General features: G+C 58.0%; 19 protein-coding genes and 1 pseudogene. 6 read left to right on the forward strand and 14 right to left on the reverse strand.

Annotation, left to right across the window (positions count from 1 at the left end; genetic code table 11):
- Positions 1-47: 47 nt before the first annotated feature.
- From QE396_RS16645 to ivbL, 8 genes are all read right to left on the reverse strand, one after another.
- Positions 48-1,052, reverse strand: coding sequence for an alpha/beta fold hydrolase (locus tag QE396_RS16645; RefSeq protein WP_020882732.1), 1,005 nt, complete (start codon positions 1,050-1,052; stop codon positions 48-50).
- 153 nt (positions 1,053-1,205) lie between these two features.
- Entirely contained in the window at positions 1,206-2,597 is a 1,392-nt protein-coding gene (gene uhpT / locus QE396_RS16650) for a hexose-6-phosphate:phosphate antiporter (protein WP_020882733.1), read from the reverse strand.
- Positions 2,598-2,729: 132 nt separating this feature from the next.
- Positions 2,730-4,049, reverse strand: a complete 1,320-nt coding sequence (locus tag QE396_RS16655) for an MFS transporter (protein WP_014167989.1) — start codon at positions 4,047-4,049, stop codon at positions 2,730-2,732.
- Positions 4,042-5,547 (reverse strand): signal transduction histidine-protein kinase/phosphatase UhpB, encoded by a 1,506-nt coding sequence (gene uhpB, locus QE396_RS16660; protein ID WP_020882734.1) that lies wholly within the window; start codon positions 5,545-5,547, stop codon positions 4,042-4,044. The genes QE396_RS16655 and uhpB overlap by 8 nt, the downstream gene beginning before the upstream one ends.
- The gene (uhpA, locus tag QE396_RS16665) at positions 5,544-6,137 is read right to left on the reverse strand and encodes a transcriptional regulator UhpA (protein ID WP_014167987.1); all 594 of its coding nucleotides are present in this window, start codon (positions 6,135-6,137) and stop codon (positions 5,544-5,546) included. The genes uhpB and uhpA overlap by 4 nt, the downstream gene beginning before the upstream one ends.
- Positions 6,138-6,210: 73 nt before the next feature.
- Positions 6,211-6,498, reverse strand: coding sequence for an acetolactate synthase small subunit (gene ilvN, locus QE396_RS16670; protein WP_014167986.1), 288 nt, complete (start codon positions 6,496-6,498; stop codon positions 6,211-6,213).
- A gap of 3 nt (positions 6,499-6,501) precedes the next feature.
- Positions 6,502-8,190, reverse strand: a complete 1,689-nt coding sequence (gene ilvB / locus QE396_RS16675) for an acetolactate synthase large subunit (protein WP_020882735.1) — start codon at positions 8,188-8,190, stop codon at positions 6,502-6,504.
- Positions 8,191-8,297: 107 nt separating this feature from the next.
- On the reverse strand, positions 8,298-8,396 hold the full coding sequence (gene ivbL, locus QE396_RS16680; protein WP_071605430.1) for an ilvB operon leader peptide IvbL: 99 nt from the start codon (positions 8,394-8,396) through the stop codon (positions 8,298-8,300).
- A gap of 525 nt (positions 8,397-8,921) precedes the next feature.
- Here ivbL and tisB point away from each other — a divergent pair.
- The 4 genes from tisB to emrD all read left to right on the forward strand — a co-directional run bounded on the left by tisB (position 8,922) and on the right by emrD (position 11,778).
- Positions 8,922-9,011: a type I toxin-antitoxin system toxin TisB gene (tisB, locus tag QE396_RS16685; RefSeq protein WP_020684667.1), complete on the forward strand. Its 90-nt coding sequence runs from the start codon at positions 8,922-8,924 to the stop codon at positions 9,009-9,011.
- A 64-nt stretch (positions 9,012-9,075) separates the two neighbouring features.
- Positions 9,076-9,522: a GNAT family N-acetyltransferase gene (locus QE396_RS16690; protein WP_014167984.1), complete on the forward strand. Its 447-nt coding sequence runs from the start codon at positions 9,076-9,078 to the stop codon at positions 9,520-9,522.
- A gap of 62 nt (positions 9,523-9,584) precedes the next feature.
- Positions 9,585-10,418 (forward strand): EamA family transporter, encoded by an 834-nt coding sequence (locus QE396_RS16695; protein ID WP_020882736.1) that lies wholly within the window; start codon positions 9,585-9,587, stop codon positions 10,416-10,418.
- Between the two features lie 175 nt (positions 10,419-10,593).
- Complete coding sequence (gene emrD / locus QE396_RS16700) at positions 10,594-11,778, forward strand: multidrug efflux MFS transporter EmrD (RefSeq protein WP_020882737.1); 1,185 nt, start codon at positions 10,594-10,596, stop codon at positions 11,776-11,778.
- Here emrD and QE396_RS16705 read toward each other — a convergent pair.
- Positions 11,681-12,771, reverse strand: a pseudogene (locus QE396_RS16705) (cellulase family glycosylhydrolase). The gene emrD and the pseudogene QE396_RS16705 overlap by 98 nt on opposite strands.
- A gap of 85 nt (positions 12,772-12,856) precedes the next feature.
- Positions 12,857-13,786 carry a DNA-binding transcriptional regulator DsdC gene (dsdC, locus tag QE396_RS16710; RefSeq protein ID WP_309951801.1) on the reverse strand — a complete coding sequence of 310 codons (930 nt, stop codon included), beginning with the start codon at positions 13,784-13,786 and terminating at the stop codon, positions 12,857-12,859.
- 204 nt (positions 13,787-13,990) lie between these two features.
- Here dsdC and dsdX point away from each other — a divergent pair, with 204 nt between their 5' ends.
- Entirely contained in the window at positions 13,991-15,328 is a 1,338-nt protein-coding gene (dsdX, locus tag QE396_RS16715) for a D-serine transporter DsdX (RefSeq protein WP_014167979.1), read from the forward strand.
- A 17-nt stretch (positions 15,329-15,345) separates the two neighbouring features.
- On the forward strand, positions 15,346-16,638 hold the full coding sequence (gene dsdA, locus QE396_RS16720) for a D-serine ammonia-lyase (RefSeq protein ID WP_020882740.1): 1,293 nt from the start codon (positions 15,346-15,348) through the stop codon (positions 16,636-16,638).
- Here dsdA and QE396_RS16725 read toward each other — a convergent pair.
- The 4 genes from QE396_RS16725 to QE396_RS16740 all read right to left on the reverse strand — a co-directional run bounded on the left by QE396_RS16725 (position 16,622) and on the right by QE396_RS16740 (position 20,339).
- A complete protein-coding gene (locus QE396_RS16725) occupies positions 16,622-16,969 on the reverse strand; it encodes a DUF202 domain-containing protein (RefSeq protein WP_014167977.1) in 348 nt (115 codons plus the stop codon). The two genes, dsdA and QE396_RS16725, sit on opposite strands and share 17 nt — an antisense overlap.
- A complete protein-coding gene (locus tag QE396_RS16730; RefSeq protein WP_020882741.1) occupies positions 16,959-17,306 on the reverse strand; it encodes a YidH family protein in 348 nt (115 codons plus the stop codon). The genes QE396_RS16725 and QE396_RS16730 overlap by 11 nt, the downstream gene beginning before the upstream one ends.
- Positions 17,307-17,397: 91 nt before the next feature.
- On the reverse strand, positions 17,398-18,720 hold the full coding sequence (locus QE396_RS16735) for a 6-phospho-alpha-glucosidase (RefSeq protein ID WP_020882742.1): 1,323 nt from the start codon (positions 18,718-18,720) through the stop codon (positions 17,398-17,400).
- Positions 18,717-20,339 carry an alpha-glucoside-specific PTS transporter subunit IIBC gene (locus QE396_RS16740; RefSeq protein WP_020882743.1) on the reverse strand — a complete coding sequence of 541 codons (1,623 nt, stop codon included), beginning with the start codon at positions 20,337-20,339 and terminating at the stop codon, positions 18,717-18,719. Before QE396_RS16740 ends, QE396_RS16735 begins: the two co-directional genes overlap by 4 nt.
- Positions 20,340-20,381 lie beyond the last annotated feature (42 nt).

Genomic DNA, 20,381 nt, shown 5'->3' on the forward strand with positions numbered 1-20,381 from the left:
AAGACAGCCCGCGCAGAACGGGCTGCGGGGCTGTTGCTTTAGACCGGTCAGCGTGCCTGCAGCCCTTTCAGCAGCGCGTCATGGAAGCGCTGAGGGTCCTGCATCTGTGGCGCATGGCCCATGTCGTTAAACTCAACCAGCGTCGCATGCGGAATGCGTTTTTCCGTCTCCTTACCCAGTACTGCATAGTTGCCCAGCGTCTTGCGGATCGCCGGCGGGGCGAGGTCTTTCCCGATGGCGGTGTTGTCTTTGGTGCCGATCATCAATAATACCGGCATCTTCAGTTCACCAAATTCGTAGATCACCGGCTGGGTATAAATCATGTCGTAAAGCAGGGCTGAGTTCCAGGCGACACGCGTTTTGCCCGGCCCATTGTTCAGCCCTGCCAGCATCGTCACCCAACGCTCATACTCCGGCTTCCATTCCCCGGCATAGTAGGTATTTTTCTCGTACTGACGAATACCATCGGCGCTGGTTTTAAGTTCACGCTGATACCACTGATCGACCGTAATATGCGGTACGCCGCGGGCTTTCCAGTCTTCTAAACCAATCGGGTTGACCATCACCAGCTGTTCCACTTCCTGCGGCCACATGAGCGCGTAGCGGGTCGCCAGCATGCCGCCGGTCGAGTGCCCAATAACCGTCACGCGATCGACGCCGAGCTGCTTAAGCAACGCGTGGGTGTTATCCGCCAGCTGCTGGAAGGTGTACTGGTAATGCTCGGGTTTGGTGGATTTACAAAAACCAATCTGGTCTGGTGCCACCACGCGGTATCCGCTGGCGGAAAGCGCGCGGATAGTCCCCTCCCACGTTCCGGCGCAGAAGTTTTTACCGTGCATCAGCACCACGGTGCGGCCGTTGGGTTTTTCTGGCTTAACGTCCAGATAGGCCATATCAAGCGGCTGATGTTGCGAGGTAAAGGTGAAATGCTTAACCGGCCAGGCGTAATCAAACCCTTCCAGCTTCTCGCCGTACGTCGGCGCATCCGCCGCCAGGGCGGGGGAGGCAAGCGCCACCAATAGCGCAAGACAGGATAGTCGTCGGTTTACCATGCAAGCTCTCCATAACAAAACGGACAAAAGCCGCGGGGTGCGGCAGCAAAATTAAAATGTAGAGCATTGCAGGGAGCGGGTCTGTAAAGGGGGGTAAAGGTGGGATGTAAAAAAAGCCCGGCGGTCAACCGGGCAAAGAAGTTACCTGCACACTCAGGCTACTTTTAATTTCTGCATCCGATTTTCACGGCGGATCTTACGTTCTTCCAGCACCGCGACCATCGCCATCAGGACGATACAACCGATGGCGGCGGCATCCAACGCGGCAAAGGTCCCGGCCCAGCCGGTGAGGCCGAAAATCGGCGTGCCGTCGGCGATCATACCCAGACCCAGCTTGGCGAAGCTGTCACCGATCAGGTAGGCGAAGGTGCCTTTAATTCCATCGGCAGCGCCGATCGCTTTTTTCGGTACGAAGCCGACTGCCGCCACGCCGATCAGCAGCTGTGGACCAAACACCAGGAAGCCGAGCGCGAACAGGGACGCCAGGTAAACGTACTGGTTGCTGGCGTGCTGGTAGACGCCGAGCGTGGCGATAATCAGCGCCAGCGCGACGCAGGCCACCAGCGCGCGGCGACCATTGGCGAGGTCCGAGAGCCAGCCCCACAGCAGCGTGCCGACCAGCGCGCCCACTTCGAACAGGGTGAAGCCCTGAATCGCAACTTCTTTGGAGAGCTTCAGCTCCTGGAAGGCATACACGGTGGACCACTGGTCGATACCGATACGCACCACGTACAGGAAGATGTTGGAGAAACAGAGCAGCCAGATCACTTTGTTTTTCAGCACGTACTCAACAAAGATCTGCCATTTGGACATCTCGTTTTCTTCGGTCTCTTTGTCCTCTTCGCTGATCTCCTCGCCGAACAGCTCTTCGGCTTTGCCGAGGCCGTACGATTCCGGGGAGTCGCTGCCGTAGCGCAGGCCGATAAAGCCGACAATCAGGGCGATAATCGACGGGAAGATAAACATGCCGATCACGTGGCCGTCGAACAGGTAGTTTGCGCCGAACAGCGCCACGCCTGCCGCACCCGCCCCACCGAGGTTGTGGGAGATGTTCCACATGCCAAGGTACGAACCACGCTTGCGGCGAGGGGTCCATTTGGTGATGGTGGAGTAACTGCACGACCCACCGGTACTCTGGAAGAAACCGCTCAGGGCGTAGAAGGCGATCATCATGAACAGGCTGACGGAGCCCGCGCCCATGCTGGCGCTGAAGCCGAGCATACAGATGGCGGAGAGGATCAGCATAAACGGCAGGAACTGCTTGGTGTTTTTGCCGTCCGCGTAGTAGGAAACGACGGTTTTGCCCACGCCGTAGGTGATAGAGAAGCCCAGGCCAATCATCCCCAGCTGCGTCATGCTCAGCCCGTAGGTTGAGATCATGTCGTTCTGCGCGATGTTAAAGTTTTTGCGGATCAGGTACATGGTCAGGTAGCCGATAAAGACCACCAGGTAAGACTGCATGAACGGTTTGAACCACATTTTACGCCGCACATCGAGCGGCAGATCCAGGGTCGGTTTGCGCACCTGATTTAAGAAGGCCAGCATGATTGGTTTACTCCTGAGCTGATTTTTGCAGCATTGTAAAAACCAGCCGGGAGCGACGCCTGAGACAGCGTCCAGGTGAAACCAGGAAAATTTCTTAGTTTTGCGCCATTCGGGATGAAAAGGTGAAGCACATCACGCTTCGTGTGCCTCGCGCGGCGCCTGCGCATGCAGGAACGGCAGCAGCAGCAGGGCCGAAATTCCTGCCGCGATGGCGATCACGGCGAAGAAACCGCTCCAGTGCCAGACGTCGATCACCCGCGCCAGCGGCCAGCCGGAGAGCGAAGCGCCAAGATAAGCAAACAGCCCGACAAAGCCCGTGGCTGCTCCCGCGGCGTCTTTGTGTGAACACTCCGCCGCCGCCATGCCGATCAGCATCTGCGGGCCAAAGACGAAAAAGCCGGTGGTGAAGAAACACGCCGCCTGCATCACGTAGCTGGCAAACGGCATCAGCCATAGCGAACCAACGGAAAGTAAAATCCCGGCGGCGAAGATCAGGTTCATCGGCCCGCGGTTACCGTTGAAGAGCTTATCCGAGCCCCAGCCCGCCACCAGCGCGCCGATAAAGCCGCCCAGCTCGAACATCGTCACCGCCGAGTTGGCGGTCACCAGATCGACGCCCAGGGTTTCGGACATATACAGATTGCCCCAGTCGTTGATCGCCGCACGCACCACGTAGACCAGCACGTAGCAGAGGGAGAGTAACCAGATATAGGGATTTAACAGCACATATTTGGTGAGGATCTCTTTACGCGTCAGCCCTGCACCTTCCTGCTGTTGAGCGACTTCCATCTCGTCGTGCCGCCAGTCGCCTACCGCGGGCAGGCCCACGGTTTGTGGCCTGTCACGCAGTCGCCAGCAAAGAAACAGCCCGGCAACGATCGCCAGCCCGCCGGCAATCATCATTCCCGTGCGCCAGCCGTAGTGCAGCGCCGCCGCCCCGACCACCATCGGAATAAGCGCCCCCCCGACGTTATGCGCCGTGTTCCAGATAGCCCACCAGCCGCCACGCTCGTTGCGCGAGTACCAGGCGGTAAGCAGACGGGCACACACCGGCGCGCCCCATCCCTGGAAAAAGGCGTTCAACGCCCACAGCAGCGCAAAGGCCCAGAGTGAGGTGGAGAAGCCAAACAGAATGTTCACCACCCCGGTGGCAATGAGTCCAGAGCCCATAAAATAACGGGCATTCGAGCGGTCGCTGACGATACCGGAGAAGAACTTCGACAGGCCGTAGGTGATGTAAAACAGCGTCGCTAGCAGGCCAATATCGGTGCGTGTCATCACCCCGCTGGCGAGGATTTCCGGCGCGGCGGCGTTGAAACTTTTGCGGGTAAAGTAAAAAAGCGCATACCCCAGCCAGATGGTGATCAGGATATGGCGACGCCAGTAACGATAGCGGGCGTCAATTTCACGTTTATCGTTTAGCGGGGCGGCATTCGCCGGGGTTTTAAACATGCTGACTCCTCAGCGGTAAACTGACGCTGACGCGCGTGCCGTGGGTGCAGGAGATGGTCAGGGTGCCACCCAACGCCTTGACGCGCTCACGCATGCCCGCCAGGCCAAAACCCAGCTGGCCGGAGCCCGGCGGCAGACCGCAGCCATCATCTTCAATCACCAGCATCAGGCGTTCATCCTGTTGCCATCCCTGCAGCGTTACCGCGCTGGCGCTGGCGTGCTTAACAATATTATTCAGCCCTTCCTGACAGACGCGGAACAGCGTGACGCGCTGGCCCTCGCTCAGCAAAGATTCATTGATGCGCCAGTCAAGATGGCTGACGATCCCGCGGCTTTCCAGCTCCATCTCGCGCATCAGAGACCGTACCGCCTGCTCAAGCGTAAGATCGTCCAGCTGGCGCGGTCGCAGCCTGCCAAGCAGTCGCCGCACCGAGTCATACACGCCAAGAGAGAGCTGTTCGATATGTGCCCCGCCCTGCTTTACGCCGGCGTTTTCGGCCGCCAGACGCTGAACGATGCCTGCCTGAGTGCGAATGGCGGTAATGGTCTGGCCGATGTCATCGTGCAACTCGCGGGCCACCTCCTGCCGGACGCTCTCTTCCGTTTCCAGCAGGCGTTCTGCCAGACGGCGATTACGCGCCAGCTCGGTTTGTAATGAGTGGTTAAGTTCACGCAGGCGCTGAATCCCGGCCCCCAGCAGCAGCCCGGTCAGGCTCTGGGCCAGCAGGGAGAGCAGTAAATCGACGGGGTGATCGTGCCAGGTCTGGCTGGCAATCAGCGCGATAGCGTTCATCAGGGTGGCAATCAGCGCGCCCTGCCAGCCGTAGTGCCACGCGAGGGCAATAATCGGCAACGCCAGGCAAAACGGGGTAAAGCGCGACAGCTCATCGGGCAGGCCAAGCTGCAGCCACAGGCTGATCGCAAACAGCAGCAGATACCAGATAAGATGCCGGGCGCGCCAGTTTACCGGCTGAGAGACCAGCGCCGGTCCGAGCGGCTGCCAGACGGTACTGGTGAGGTAGTGCCAGATAACCAGACAGGTGGGAGCCAGCGTCAGACCGCCGGTCAGCGTCAGCAGAAGGGCGTTAAGCATCTCCTCTTCGCCGGTCCACGGCAGGGACTGCAACAGCGCGGCGGCAATCAGCGCAGCCCCCTGACGCAGCAGCGTGCGCCAGTCGCGCTGGTGACGATAACGGGAGATCAGCGCCACCGGGATCAGCGTGAGTACGCTGCCCGTCACCAGTAAAGGCAAGTGCGCCAGCGCCACCTCCTGCGCCAGCCAGATCAGCATCAGCCATTCGGCGCCCAGCAGTACCGGCCAGAAACCGCGCGGGCATTGCAGCATCAGCCCCAGACGCAGGCCAAACGGGAAAAGCAGCACCGCCAGCTCCGGGCGTTCAACCAGATGCAGGCTGATGCTCCACAGGCAGAACCAGGCGGCGGAGAAAATGGAAAAACTGGCAGCAACGGCGATCAGCCGTGAAAACAGCGGGTTCATTGCCAGCTGTCGAACATGCGGCGCGCCAGTTCAACGTCATTACTGACGCCGAGTTTTTCCATCAGGTTAGCGCGGTGAACGTGAACGGTTTTTGGCGACAGCCCCAGGTCCACGGCAATCTCTTTCACCGACATCCCCTGCGCCAGTTTTTCTGCCACCTGACGTTCGCGTCGGGTGAGCGGGTCCTGTCGCCCTGCCGCCAGCTTGATGGCGATATCCGGCGTCAGGTAGCACCCGCCGGTGGAGACCGTGCGTACGGCAGCGATCAGTTCGTCCGGGCTGCAGCGTTTGGAAAGAAATCCGCGTGCGCCTGCGTTCAGTGCCTGCTCCACCAGCGCCGGGCTGTCATGGACCGAGAGCATCACGATCGCCATCCCTTTCGGTAACTGGCTCAGCAGCTCGAGTCCGGAGAGATCCGGCATTGAGATATCGCAGATACAGACCTGGACACCGCGCCCGGGCAAACCTGCCAGCGCCTCGCGACCGGAGCCGAACTCCGCCACCACCTGAAAATCAGGCTCAAGGTTCAGCAGCTGGGCAAATCCGGAGCGGACGATGAGATGGTCGTCGATAAGGGCGATGGTGGTCATGGCGCGTTCCTGGCGGGTTAAAAAACGCGCTTACCTTAACGATAAGCGCGTGGGGGTTCAAGCTTTGCGCTATTTACTCGAAGAACACCGCAATTTTGTTAAACATGGTGGGATCGGACTGGTTGCGCACCACTTTCTCGACATCTTCCAGCTTGTCGATCTGCGCAATCATCTGCTCCAGACGCTGATCGTCATTCACCAGTAGCCAGATGCGGCTGTGCTCGCTGCCCTGAATGGGCAGACAGAGGATACCTTCCACGTTAAACGCGCGGCGGGCAAAAAGCCCACAGACGTGCGTCATCACGCCAGGGTGGTTGCGGACGGTGAGTTCCAGAATGACGTTATCATGTTGTTTCTGCATGGCTTATTCCCCCACCATCTCAGTATTTGCCGCACCTGGCGGCACCATCGGGTACACTTTTTGTTCAGGATCGATACGCACGTGGATCAGCGCCGGACCAGGACGAGAAATCGCCGCCTGCAGCGCCGCATGAGGGTCCGCTTCGGCGTTCAAATCGCAGGTATGCAGGCCAAAACCGGCGGCAATCTGCATAAAGTTAATCGTTCCTGGATAGGTCGCGGCAAACACGCCCTGCGTATAGAACAGACTCTGCTGCTGGTGCACCAGCCCCAGCGCCTGGTTGTTCATCAGGATGATTTTCACGTCTAACTGGTTTTCGGCTGCCGTCGCCATTTCCTGAATGTTCATCATCAGGCTACCGTCACCGGAGAAGCAGATCACCTTGCGATCGGGATTGGCCAGCGCCGCGCCCACTGCCGCCGGCAGGCCAAAGCCCATGGTCCCCAGTCCACCCGAGGTCAGCCACTGACGCGGACGGTTCAACGGGTAGGCCTGGGCGGTCCACATCTGGTGCTGGCCTACGTCGGTGGTGATAATTGCGCTGTCATCAACGCAGGCAGCCACGGCGTTAATCAGCCCGTAATGGCTCAGCGGGTCCCCCTCGGTTGGGATAGCGCCCGGGAACTCTTTTTGCAGATCGGCAACCAGCTGACGCCAGTCGGCGCGATCGGAAGCGTCCGTTTGCGGAATCAATTGCGCCAGCACCTCGGCAACGTCACCCTGAATCGCCACGTGCGGCTGCTTGATTTTACCCAGCTCGGCACGGTCGATATCCACATGAATGATTTTGGCGTTCGGGCAGAACTGCTCGGTCTTGCCAATCGCCCGGTCATCAAAACGTGCACCCAGAACAATCAGCAAATCCGCTTCTTGCAGAATATAGTTCGTGCTGCGCGCGCCGTGCATCCCCAGCATACCCAGCGACAGCGGGTGCGCTTTTGGCAACATACCCAGCGCCATCAGGGTCATGGTGGTGGGCAGGCTGGCTTTCTCTGCGAGCTGGCGTACCGCGTCGGAGGCATTAATCGCCCCGCCACCCAGATAAAGCACCGGGCGTCTGGCGGCGTTAATCATCGCCGCTGCAGCCTGCACGCTCTCTGCGCTGAACTGCGGCGCTGGCGCACGTTCACCCGGCTCCGGCAGCACGTCAATCTCGATCTCTGCGGTCTGAACATCCTTAGGAATGTCTATCCACACCGGGCCGGGACGGCCGGATTGCGCAATACGAAACGCATCGCTGATAACCTGAGGAAGCTCGGCGATATCGCGAACTAAATAGTTATGTTTAGTGATGGGGATAGAGATGCCGTAGGTATCCACTTCCTGAAACGCATCGGTACCGATCATGGAGGACGGCACCTGGCCGGTGATGCAGATCAGTGGAATTGAGTCCAGGCGCGCGTCGGCGATAGCGGTGACCAGGTTAGTCGCACCCGGGCCACTGCAGGCCATACAGACCGCGGGTTTGCCCTGCGTACGCGCCATGCCCTGAGCGATGAAACCCGCGCCCTGCTCGTGACGCGCCAGAACGTGACGAATCTGCGTGCTTTGGCTTAACGCATCATACAGCGGCAGCACGGTGCCGCCCGGGATCCCCGCAACCGTGGTGATGCCCTGTCGTTCCAGCAAATGAACGATTAACTGCGCGCCCGTGAAACGCGTTTTGGTGGATGTTGTGCCCGAACTTGCCATGCTCCAGTCCTTTTCTTCTGAGCCGACTTTCCGGGGAGGGTCCTTAAACGAAAAACCCCGCCCGGTTTGCGCCGGCGGGGTTTTGGATTCGTGTGTTGATCCAGTCCCTACGGCGCATTGCCGACGACCACCACCACACGCACGACGACCACTGCGGCTGGTTGCGCAGTTGCTAGTAGGGTCGAGGTGAACATGGATGCTGTCATTGGGGACCTGTGTTTGGAATCTATTGATAGAATTTATACAAACACAGCTTTTCGGGCATGACAATGGAAATATTTTCATCTGCGCAAAAATGCGTCGAAGATCACGTTTCGTTTGTTGCGTGCAGAAAACAAAAAACCTCGCCTGAGCGAGGTTTTTTTTCAGAGGTTTTGCGGTTGGTCGCCGCAGAACACACTGTGTTACGTCAACGCAAAAAGTATACGCGATCGAAGACGAACGCGCAATTCAGGCACGGATTTTGACGTTTTTGAGTATGGACCGCCTTCTGAATTTTGTCCAATAAATACTGTTCATGCATACAGTATTTATCTATACTGAGGGTGTTCGCAGTGAGCGAGGGGGCCGCAGTTCTACCGGCGCAACGAAGTCCTGGCTGAAACGGGTGGTGCCGTCAGTGCCTTAACCCCCTGAAGTGAGCACACTGTGTTACGTCAATCCAGGTGCTGGTCACAGGCGGCGGAAAGGTACGCCAGCATCGTGCTCCTTTTAACCAAAAGGAGACGCGTATGAGCGTAGTGGATATGGTGATACTTATCCTCAAACTCATTGTTGCTGTACTGCAACTACTTGATGCTGTCCTGAAATACCTTCGGTGATTCAGGTTCAAGTCGCACCTGAGAGGGGCGGGCAACCGCCCCTCTTTAATAACGAGGGAATGCTATGTCGCGTCTGTTAATTGAGCCTGTCACGCCAGAAGAACCAGGCTATATCGCCTTAAAGGCCGAAAGTATCGCATCGAATTTCAACATGCTGCGCCGGCTGGAAGAGAACTGGCAGCGCGGTGAAAACCGTTTTAACGCACCGGGCGAAAAGCTGCTGGGCGCCTTTTTGAACGGCAAGCTGGTGGGCGTATGCGGTCTTAACCGCGATCCCTTCAGCCAGCAACCGCGCGCCGGCCGCATTCGTCATCTCTACGTCAGCGAGAAGTGCCGCGGGCTGGGCATTGGTAAGCAGCTTCTGACCGTGGTAATGGCCGATGCCAGCATCTGGTTTGATTTTCTCAATACCCACGCGCCGGACGCTGCATACGGGTTTTATCATCAGGCGGGCTTTACGCTGGTCTCGGATGAACCACGGGTCACACACCGTCTGTTTTGCGCGGTGTGACCGGCTGGCAGCATCAGGTTGTGAATGTTACAGTTGAGTGACAATTCACCGCCAGATACGCCATGACCATTACCGTCTTCTGCATTTTACTGTTCGCCGCGCTGCTGCATGCCAGCTGGAACGCCATTGTTAAAGCCGGTACAGACAAGCTCTATTCAGCAATCAGCGTTAGCGGTTCCGCCGCGTTTATCGCCCTGGTATTACTGCCCTTCTCCCCACAGCCGTCTGCTGCCAGCTGGCCGTTTTTAGGGGTCTCCTGCGCGCTGCAGGTGGTGTACACGGTGCTGGTTGCAAAGACCTACCAGGTCTCCGATATGAGCCAGACCTATCCGCTGATGCGCGGTACGGCACCGCTGCTGGTGGCATTGATAAGCGTGCTGGTGCTGGGAGATAGCCTGTCATGGCTCGCGTGGTCCGGCATCGCCGTGATCTGCCTGTCGATTCTGGCTATGGCCATGAACGGCCGCATGACGTCGCGTAAGGGGGTCTGGCTTGCACTGCTCAATGCCTGTTTTATCGCCGGGTATACGCTGGTCGACGGCACCGGCGTGCGGTTATCAGACACCGCGCTGGGCTATACGCTGTGGACCTTCTTTATGAATGGCTTCTGTCTGCTCTTCTGGGCGATGATGGCACGCCGACGGGAAGCCTCCAGATACCTGCGTACGCACTGGAAAAAAGGGCTGCTCGGGGGGATCGGCACCATGGGCTCTTACGGGCTGGCGCTCTGGGCGATGACCCAGGCTCCGCTGGCCGTGGTCGCCGCCCTGCGTGAAACATCCATCCTCTTCGGGGCGCTGATCGCATTTGTGCTGTTAAAAGAGAAGGTTGCGGGCCTGCGTATCGCGGCCGCAGTGGGAATTGCGGGCGGGGCGATCCTGCTGCGCCTGGCATAAATCACTGGCAACATTAGTTGCCGATCTTGTTTACAAATCCTGCCTTTACCCCTTCTGACATTCATCACAGGAATGCTTAATTTGTCATCTCTCTGTGGTAGATTCCTCGCGCATTTATGGGAATGCGTAGTCACTTATTCTTTATTTCTCTCTTTTGGCAAAAGTATTCAGCGACATGAAAAAACACAGGAACGTTAACTTATTGTTGATGCTGGTGTTACTGGTGGCCGTCGGTCAGATGGCGCAAACCATCTACATTCCAGCGATCGCCGATATGGCAAAGGAACTTAACGTCCGCGAGGGCGCAGTACAGAGCGTAATGGCAGCTTATCTGCTGACCTATGGCGTTTCGCAGCTGTTCTATGGACCGCTGTCTGACCGCGTCGGGCGTCGCCCGGTGATTCTGGTTGGTATGTCCATTTTCATGGTGGCGACGGTGATTGCCATTACCACCCATAACCTGACCATATTGATTGCCGCCAGCGCCCTGCAGGGTGTCGGCACCGGCGTCGGAGGGGTGATGGCGCGAACCCTGCCACGCGATCTCTATCAGGGCACCCAGCTCCGCCATGCCAACAGTTTGTTAAATATGGGGATTCTGGTGAGCCCTCTGCTGGCGCCGCTGATTGGTGGCCTGCTCGATACGATGTGGTCCTGGCGTGCCTGCTACGCTTTCCTGCTGGTGCTGTGCGTAATTGTGACCTTCAGCATGGCGCGGTGGATGCCGGAAACCCGGCCAACGGACGCGCCACGCACCCGCCTTATCACCAGCTATAAAACGCTGTTCGGCAACGGCGCGTTTACCTGTTATCTGCTGATGCTGGTTGGTGGCCTGGCGGGTATTGCCGTGTTTGAAGCCTGCTCCGGCGTGCTGCTGGGTGCCGGGCTTGGCCTGAGCAGCATGGTGGTCAGTATCCTGTTTATTCTGCCCATCCCGGCCGCGTTCTTTGGTGCCTGGTTTGCCGGCCGTCAGAACAAGCGTTTCTCAACGCTGATGTGGCAGTCGGTGATCAGCTGCCTGCTGGCAGGTCTGATGATGTGGATCCCGGGACTGTTTGGCGTGATGACCGTCTGGACGCTGCTGATCCCGGCGGCGCTGTTCTTCTTCGGCGCGGGGATGCTGTTCCCGCTCGCCACCAGCGGCGCAATGGAGCCGTTCCCGTTCCTTGCAGGCACGGCGGGCGCACTGGTGGGGGGACTGCAGAACATCGGTTCCGGCGCGCTGGCCTGGCTCTCGGCGATGATGCCGCAAACTGGCCAGGCTAGTCTGGGGTTGCTGATGACGCTGATGGGGCTGCTGATTTTACTGTGCTGGCTGCCGCTGGCGTCGCGTGTTCCCCATCACGAGCAGCCGGTTTAACCGCATGATGGCCCGGCTTCTCGCCGGGCTTTTCACAAACAGGCGCGATCATGGCCTGCAGCAGCGGCTCTGGCGCTGGACGCCAGGCGCCCTCTTCCCCGTCGTAAAACTGAATATCCGCGTTGATAGCGTAGGGAATGTTGGCCTTTTGCAGTTCGCAGGCCATAAACGAGGCAAACGCCATTTGCGATGCGGTTGGGGTGAAGTGATTTGATTCACCCACGCCCCAGCCGCCCACCCAGCTGACGTGACCGGTTTTTTGCTGCCAGTGCAGCGCGGTCGCAATACGATTATGGATAGCCGCTTTCTCCGCCACCGTCCCGGACGTCCACGGATATTTACCGTTACTCTTTAGCGGACCCCACGGGAAAATGTGCCACTCCGCCAGCAGATAATTTTGGCTGTGCGCCGGGAGTTTCAGGCTGGAGAGATCCTCTGGCGCAGCCCGCAGACGTGGCGCGATGAAGATCATGCGATTAGCATCAATTGCATGAATGTCTTTGACGGTTTTCTCGTAAACCCGGTTAAGCGACGCGGCGTTATGGTTGAGCTTGTCCGCCGGTTCATAAATCAGGTCAAAACCCAGCAGGGGATAGCTTTGGCCGAAGTAGTGCGCCACGGCAATCCACCAGTTAATCACCTCTTTTTCCGTCTCGGCTTTCGGGTCGTTTTTATATTCATCGGCCTGATAAGCGATAATCGGGATCACCCCGTATTGCTCGCAGGCTTCCACCAGCTTACGCAGATGAATCAGCCGCGCTTCCGTCGGTTCATCGGCCACGCGGATACGCACATGGCTGATACCCTTCGCACGAAAATCGCGAACCACCAGCGGATCGAACTCCCGAATGCCGCGCTCGGTGCGCGCCCAGTCCACGTCCATCCCCACGCCCAGCTTTTGCGCATAAAGCGCAGCCGTCAGCGGGGTGGCTCAGCGGCAATCACCCAGCCGGAAGAGAACAGTAACGCAGTGGCAATCAAAGGCTTTAACACGGTGTACCTTGCGAGAAATCAAAAGCATTACCTGTATTTAGCACGCTTTTTCACATTTGGTGTAGCGCCAAAGCGTAATAATTCTTCAGCCAGCCAGTTCTCTCAGCCAGCTAATAAAGGCATCTATTTTCGGCCACTGTCGTCCTGGCAGGGTCGACATGTAGTAATGCTGATGGCATTTAAGCGTTTTCTCCCCAAACGGTGCAATCAACTCACCGCGTTCGAGCCGCTTTTGTACCAGCCGTTTTCGCCCCATCGCGACCCCGACATGGTTCATTGCCGCGACAATCGCTAAATCAGAACGATCGAAGCCAATGCCCGATGATGATGGCATGTTCACTGCAAAATGTGCCGCCCAGCTGAGCCATTCGTCGGTACCGGAATCGTTGCTCCAGGCCTGGCGATCGTGCAGGAGCGTACAGTGGCTGAGGTGGGCGGCGGGGTGTTTCAGCAGGTCATGTTCCCGGGCATACGCCGGCGAGCAGACGGGTAAAATCGCCTCGTCCATCAGGAAGTGATGCGTCAAATTGGCTGGCGGCGTATCGTCGAAATAGAGCGCCAGATCGATACCGGTTCGCTGCATATTGACGTTTTCATTGCCGGTCAGGATGGTCAGCGAGATCGCGGGATAACGCCGGGTGAAATCTCCGAGCATAGGCACCAGCCAGCACTGGGCAATCGACGGGCGAGAGTAAACCGTCAACGTGCCGGACAGCGCCTGGTTCTTGATATCCAGGATCTCCTGGTTCAACGTATCCAGCGACGATTTCAGCGTCCAGTAGACGCGTTTCCCCTCCTGCGTCAGCTCCACTTTACGGTGGGAGCGGACAAACAGCGCTATCCCTAACTCCTCTTCCAGCAGGTTGATACGGTGGCTCACCGCACTGGGGCTGAGCGACAGCTCCTCCGCCGCCAGCGCGAAGGACTCGTGGCGGGCGGCCACTTCAAACGTATACATTTTTGACAGCTGCCAGCCGTTTAACAGCCGGTTTCGGCCTTCATTTGCGTCATTCATCGCACTTCTCACACAGACTTTTGCTGCTCAGGATACCGCTCAAAGTTGAATTTATGTGAACCAAACACGCATTAAGTGCGCTTTTTTGAGTCCAGTCACGCGTTTGATCCAATCTGGCTCACCTGAAAGGCAATTTATATCGTTTGTCAGCACCCGCTGATTTTTCGTCCAATACCCGTAAATAACATAAGGGTGAGGTGAGATATGGGTGCTCAGGTCTGGGTTGTGGCGACGCTGCTCATCAGCATCGCGTTAATCGTATTAACTATCGTAAAACTGAAGTTTCACCCGTTCCTGGCGCTGCTGCTGGCGAGCTTTTTTGTCGGTGCCATGATGGGAATGCGCCCGCTGGACATGGTAAATGCCATTGAAAGCGGTATTGGCGGCACGCTCGGCTTCCTGGCGGCGGTGATTGGGCTTGGCACCATCCTCGGCAAGATGATGGAGGTGTCCGGTGCGGCAGAACGCATTGGGATAGCGCTTCAGCGTTGCCGCTGGCTGTCAGCCGATGTCATCATGGTACTGGTGGGGCTTATCTGCGGCATTACGCTGTTTGTTGAAGTCGGCGTCGTCCTGCTGATCCCGCTGGCCTTCTCCATCGCCAAAAAGACCCATACCTCGCTGCTGAAGCTGGCCATTCCCCTCTGTACCGCGCTGATGGCGGTGCACTGCGTGGTTCCGCCGCACCCGGCGGCCCTGTTTGTCACGAATAAGCTGGGGGCGGACGTGGGGACGGTTATCGTCTACGGTCTGATGGTTGGCCTGCTGGCCTCGCTGGTTGGCGGCCCGCTGTTCCTGAAATTGCTGGGCGATCGCCTGCCCTTCAAAGCCGTCCCGGCTGAATTTTCTGACCTCAACGTTCGTGAAGAACATACGCTGCCCTCGCTGGGAGCCACGCTGTTTACCGTGCTGCTGCCCATTGGCCTGATGCTGGTGAAGACCCTCGCCGAGCTGAATATGGCAAGAGAAGGCACGCTGTATACGCTGCTGGAATTTATCGGTAACCCGATCACCGCCATGTTCATCGCCGTGTTCGTCGCCTATTACCTGCTGGGGCTGCGCCAGCATATGGGGATGGGTACGATGCTGACCCATACCGAGCATGGCTTTGGCGCCATCGCCAACATTCTGTTGATTATCGGCGCGGGCGGCGCGTTTAACGCCATCCTCAAAACCAGCGGCCTGGCCGATACCCTGGCGCACATTCTGTCGAACCTGAATATGCACCCGATCCTGCTCGCCTGGCTGGTGGCGCTGGTTCTGCACGCGGCGGTGGGGTCGGCCACGGTGGCGATGATGGGCGCAACTGCCATCGTCGCACCCATGCTGCCGCTCTATCCTAACGTCAGTCCGGAGATCATCACCATTGCTATCGGTTCCGGTGCCATTGGCTGCACGATCGTGACCGATTCCCTCTTCTGGCTGGTGAAGCAGTACTGCGGTGCCAGCCTGAACGAGACCCTGAAGTACTATACGACGGCGACGTTTATCGCCTCGGTACTTGCACTTGGCAGCACATTCCTGCTTTCTTTCATTATCTGAGCGCGAAGAGACGTACTATGGAAAACGCAACTATCAGCACCTTAACCGCACAGTTCCCTCTGATTGAGGATCTGATTGCCCTGAAAGAGACCACCTGGCTAAACCCGCGCACCACCTCGCTTGCTGAAGGGTTGCCGTATGTCGGGCTGAGCAAAGCCGATGTGGACGACGCGCATGCACGCCTTAACCGCTTTGCGCCGTATCTGGCAAAAGCGTTCCCCGAAACGGCGGCCACGCAGGGGATTATCGAGTCCGAACTGGTGGCTATTCCGGCGATGCAGAAAAGGCTGGAAAACGAATCGGGGATAGCCATTCCCGGCACGCTGCTGCTGAAAAAAGACAGTCATCTGCCTATCTCTGGCTCCATCAAAGCGCGCGGGGGCATCTATGAAGTGCTGACTCACGCCGAAAAACTGGCGCTGGAAGCAGGGTTGCTGAGCGTCGAAGACGATTACAGCATCCTGCTGGAACCGCGTTTTAAAGCGTTCTTCAGCCAGTACAGTATCGCGGTGGGATCCACCGGCAACCTCGGGATGTCCATTGGCATCATGAGCGCGCGCATCGGCTTTCAGGTTACGGTGCACATGTCTGCCGATGCCCGTGAGTGGAAAAAAGCCAAACTGCGTAGCCACGGTGTGATCGTCGTGGAATATGAGCAGGATTACGGCGTGGCGGTGGAGCAAGGACGTAAGGCCGCGGAGAGCGATCCGAACTGTTTCTTTATCGACGATGAGAACTCCCGCACGCTGTTCCTCGGCTATGCGGTGGCAGGCGAGCGGCTAAAAGCGCAATTTGCCGCGCAGGGCCGCGTGGTGGATGCGGAACATCCGCTGTACGTCTATTTGCCTTGTGGCGTCGGTGGCGGTCCTGGCGGCGTGGCGTTTGGCCTGAAGCTGGCCTTTGGCGACAACGTACACTGTTTCTTCGCCGAGCCGACGCACTCCCCGTGCATGCTGCTGGGCGTCTACACCGGGCTACATGATGCCATCGCCGTGCAGGATCTGGGTATCGACAACGTGACGGCCGCCGACGGGCTGGCGGTTGGACGCGCGTCTGGCTTTGTGGGCCGGGCGATGGAGCGGCTGCTTGACGGGTTCTATACCCTTTCCGATCAAAGCATGTACGACATGCTCGGCTGGCTGGCGCAGGAAGAAGGCATTCGCCTTGAGCCGTCGGCGCTGGCGGGCATGGCCGGGCCGCTGCGTGTTCCTGTCGCTTCCGCGAACGCGACCCATCTGGTCTGGGCAACCGGCGGCGGAATGGTGCCGGAAGACGAGATGGCGAAGTACCTGGCTAAAGGGAAAAAATAAACTGCAGATGGGTGACCGCAAACAGCAGTGACAACGACAGCACCGCGAGGGCGATCAGGAACTTATCGCGCACCGCCTTCGGCTGTACAAAATCGTCCTGCGTCACATCCATTACGTTGCGACTGCGGGTATAGCGCCACAAAACGATCGCCACAAGCGCCAGCACGACCAGTGAGATCCAGAATGGCACGCCTGTGCGATGCCAGTTGTGCTTGATGGCGAGGGCAATCAGCGCGCCATACCCCAGTAACGTACGCAGCCAGGCCAGCGACGTCCGCTCCGGCTGCAGGCCGGGGTCGGCTTCGCGTCGCGCTTTGCGGTTATCCACCATACAACACCAGCACCATCACCACGCCCGCTACCGCCAGCAAAATCATGCTGATGATGAGTAACCCACGCGTATAGGGAAGATCCTGCTTGAGCCGCATCGCCTTTTCGTTACGCAGCCAGCGCAGGTAGCCGTAAATGGCCAGCACGCCGGCAAACAGGCACAGCAGCAACGCCAGCACTTCGCGGATCAGCGGCGTGGCAAAATCAGGCGCGAGCTGGTCAAGCCCCACACCCGCGGCGAGAAAGCCCAACGCGGTTCGGATCCATGCGAGGAACGTACGCTCATTAGCCAGCGAGAAGCGGTAGTCAGGGGCTTCACCGAGGCGGGAAATTTTCATGAAGATTCCTTGTCTGCTACAGGCAGGTTCCAGCATAGCGTAAATCGACAAGGACAAGGAGACCGGCATCGGGCGATGCCGGTCAGGACGATTAATGCAGCGCTGGCCAGTACGCTTTGTTGGCCTCGATCAGATCATCCAGAATCGCTTTCGCAACGGAGGCGCTCGGCACCGTTTTCGACAGCGTAATCGCCTGCCACAATTTCTGGTACGAGCGCTGCTCCCAGGCATCCACTACCAGTTTTTCCACCGCTACCTGTTGGCTCATCAACCCTTTCTGGAAGTGTGGAATATCGCCCACCGTTAACGGCTCCGGCCCGTTATGACCGACCAGGCACGGAATTTCTACCATCGCGTCGGCATCAAAGTTATGAATGGCACCGTTGTTGGGCACAATCAGCAGCATGCGCTCCTGAGTGTTGAAGGCAATCGCAGTCGCCAGATCGACGATGTACGACGCATGTTCGTCGATTTCCAGCTCCCCGGCGGACGATACACCGGCTTCGATAATCGCCCGGCAGGCGCTGAACACATGCTTCTCACGGTGATCCATCACCTCGTTAGCGCGCGTGCGTTCCGGATTGGAGTGCGCGACCACGTAGTCCGGGAACAAGTAATATTTCAGATAGGTGTTTGGCATGGTGTCCGGATCCAGCGCCTGCACATCTTTTGCCTTCGCGAACGTGTCGTTCCAGCTGGCTTCGGTATGGGCATTGTCAGAGGGCGGTACATAGCCGTTTTTTGCGACATATTCGCGCAGTTTCGGCATTAAATCATTGCCGTTTGCATCTTCAATGGATGTCCACCATCCGAAGTGGTTCAGCCCGTAGTAACGCACGCGCATCTCTTTACGGTCTTTAAGACCGACTATCTGCGCCATACGCCCTTCAATGCCGATGGGCATATCGCAGATGTTGAGGATTTTGGCGTTGGGTCGCAGGCGACGGGTCGCTTCAGCCACGATGGCCGCCGGGTTCGAGTAGTTCAGCATCCACGCATTCGGGGAGTATTGCTCCATATAATCGACCAGCTCCAGCACGCCGCCAATAGAGCGCATGCCGTAGGCGATCCCGCCGGGTCCGCAGGTCTCCTGACCCAGCACACCGTGACGCAGGGGGATTTTCTCGTCTTTTTCACGCATCGGGTATTTCCCCACGCGGATATGTGCCATCACAAAATCGACGTCGGTAAAGGCCGCTGCAGGATCGGTGGTGTAGCTAAACTCAATCTCCGGAGCTTGCTCTTTAAGGATGATCTTGCACGCCTCGGCGATGGTCTCCTGACGTGCGCCGTCGTTGTCATAGAATTTCAGCGCGCGCAGCGGAAAACGGTCACGGTTGGCTAACAGCATCAGGACGATACCCGGCGTGAAGGTACTGCCGCCGCCTGCAATGACAACTGAGAATTTTTTCATGATATAGCCTCTGTCAGGGTAGTTTGTTCGTTTGTTGAAGGGGTTTTCATCAGCGATTCAAGCTGGTCTCGCACCTGAGGGACGTGCAGTCCAACAATCACCTGAATGCCGTTGCCGCGTCGCACCACACCGTGTGCGCCCAGGGCCTTAAAGACGTCGTCGCTTTGGGTTTGCGCCATGTCGACCAGCGCGATACGTAAGCGGGTGGCGCAGTTATTAATGCTTTCGATATTGGCCGCGCCGCCCAGCGCCTGCAGGAATCCGGCGGCTTGCCCAACCTGCTGGCTGGCGGCAGCCGGTGCGGTGGTTTGCCCGCGCGCCGCTTTATAATCCGCCTTGCTGTAAAGTTTGACTTCGCTCTCTTCACGGCCCGGGGTTTTAAGGTTCAGCCGTTCAATCAGCGTTTTGAAGACCACGAAATAGAGGCCGGTGAAGCAAAGACCGATACCCATCTGGGTGAATACCGTCGAGGCGTGGTTGTGGAACATGGGGATCCAGTTTTGCGGCAGAAACTGGTCCAGCAGTCCGCCGCCCATGTTGCCCACGACGCCGAAGATGTACATCACCGTCGCCATCGTGGCGGCCAGAACGGCGTGGACGGCAAACAGCAGCGGCGAAATGAACAGGAAGGTGAATTCCAGCGGCTCGGTAATGCCCACCAGCACTGCGGTCAGCGTGGCCGGGATCAGCAGGCCTGCCACTTTGACGCGGTTTTCCGGTGACGCGGTGTACCAGAGCGCCAGCGCAATCCCGACAGAGCCAAACACTTTGGCGTTGCCATGAAGCGCAAAACCGCCTTCCGGGAACAGGGTTTTCAGCGGCAGGGTGCTTTGGCTAAATTCCTGAAGATGCTGCGCCCAATAAACCTGGATGCCGCCCTCGACCGCTGCCGGGCCAAAGATAAACGGACCGTAGACAAAGTGGTGTAATCCGGTAGGGATCAGAATGCGTTCCAGGAAGGTATAAACCCACACCCCCAGCGCACCGGCAGAGCGTAAAAAGGCCTGCAGGGACTCAATGCCGAGCTGCACTTTCGGCCAGCCCATCAGCGTCAGCCAGGCGCAGGGGATCATCACAAAGAACGCGAGGATAACGACAAACGAGGTGCCCTGAAAAATCCCCAGAAAAACAGGCAACTGCTTGTCGAAATAGCGGTTGTGGATAGCGGTGACAATCCCCGAAATCACAATCGCCCCAATGATGCTGGTATCGAGCGTTTTGATACCGGCAATCATGGCCAGTCCGCTGCCGGCAGTGGGCTCAGCGGCGAAGTCGACGCCAAAGAAATGACCCCATGTCATCCCCATCGCATTGATAAAGTAGTTCCAGGTCAGAAAACTGATCAGCACCGCCAGACAGGCGCGGCCCTGCGCCTGCTTCGCCAGACCAATCGGTAAACCCACGGCAAAAATCAGCGGCATATTGCGAAACACCGCCCAGCCGCCCTCTTCAATGATGTGAACAATTTGCGCGAACAGATTATCGGGGGCGGTTAAGGCCTCGCCCACAAACAGCGGGTTGCGAAGCATGATGGCGATCCCGACCACGATCCCGGCAAAGGGAAATAACAACACCGGGGTAAACATGGCGCCGCCAAAACGTTGTATTTGACTGAGCATTTTTAAATCCTCACGTAACAACCTGTAGGGGGTAGAGGCCTT

Source organism: Enterobacter sp. SORGH_AS_0287, assembly GCF_031453695.1.
In the GTDB taxonomy this organism is placed as follows: domain Bacteria; phylum Pseudomonadota; class Gammaproteobacteria; order Enterobacterales; family Enterobacteriaceae; genus Enterobacter; species Enterobacter ludwigii.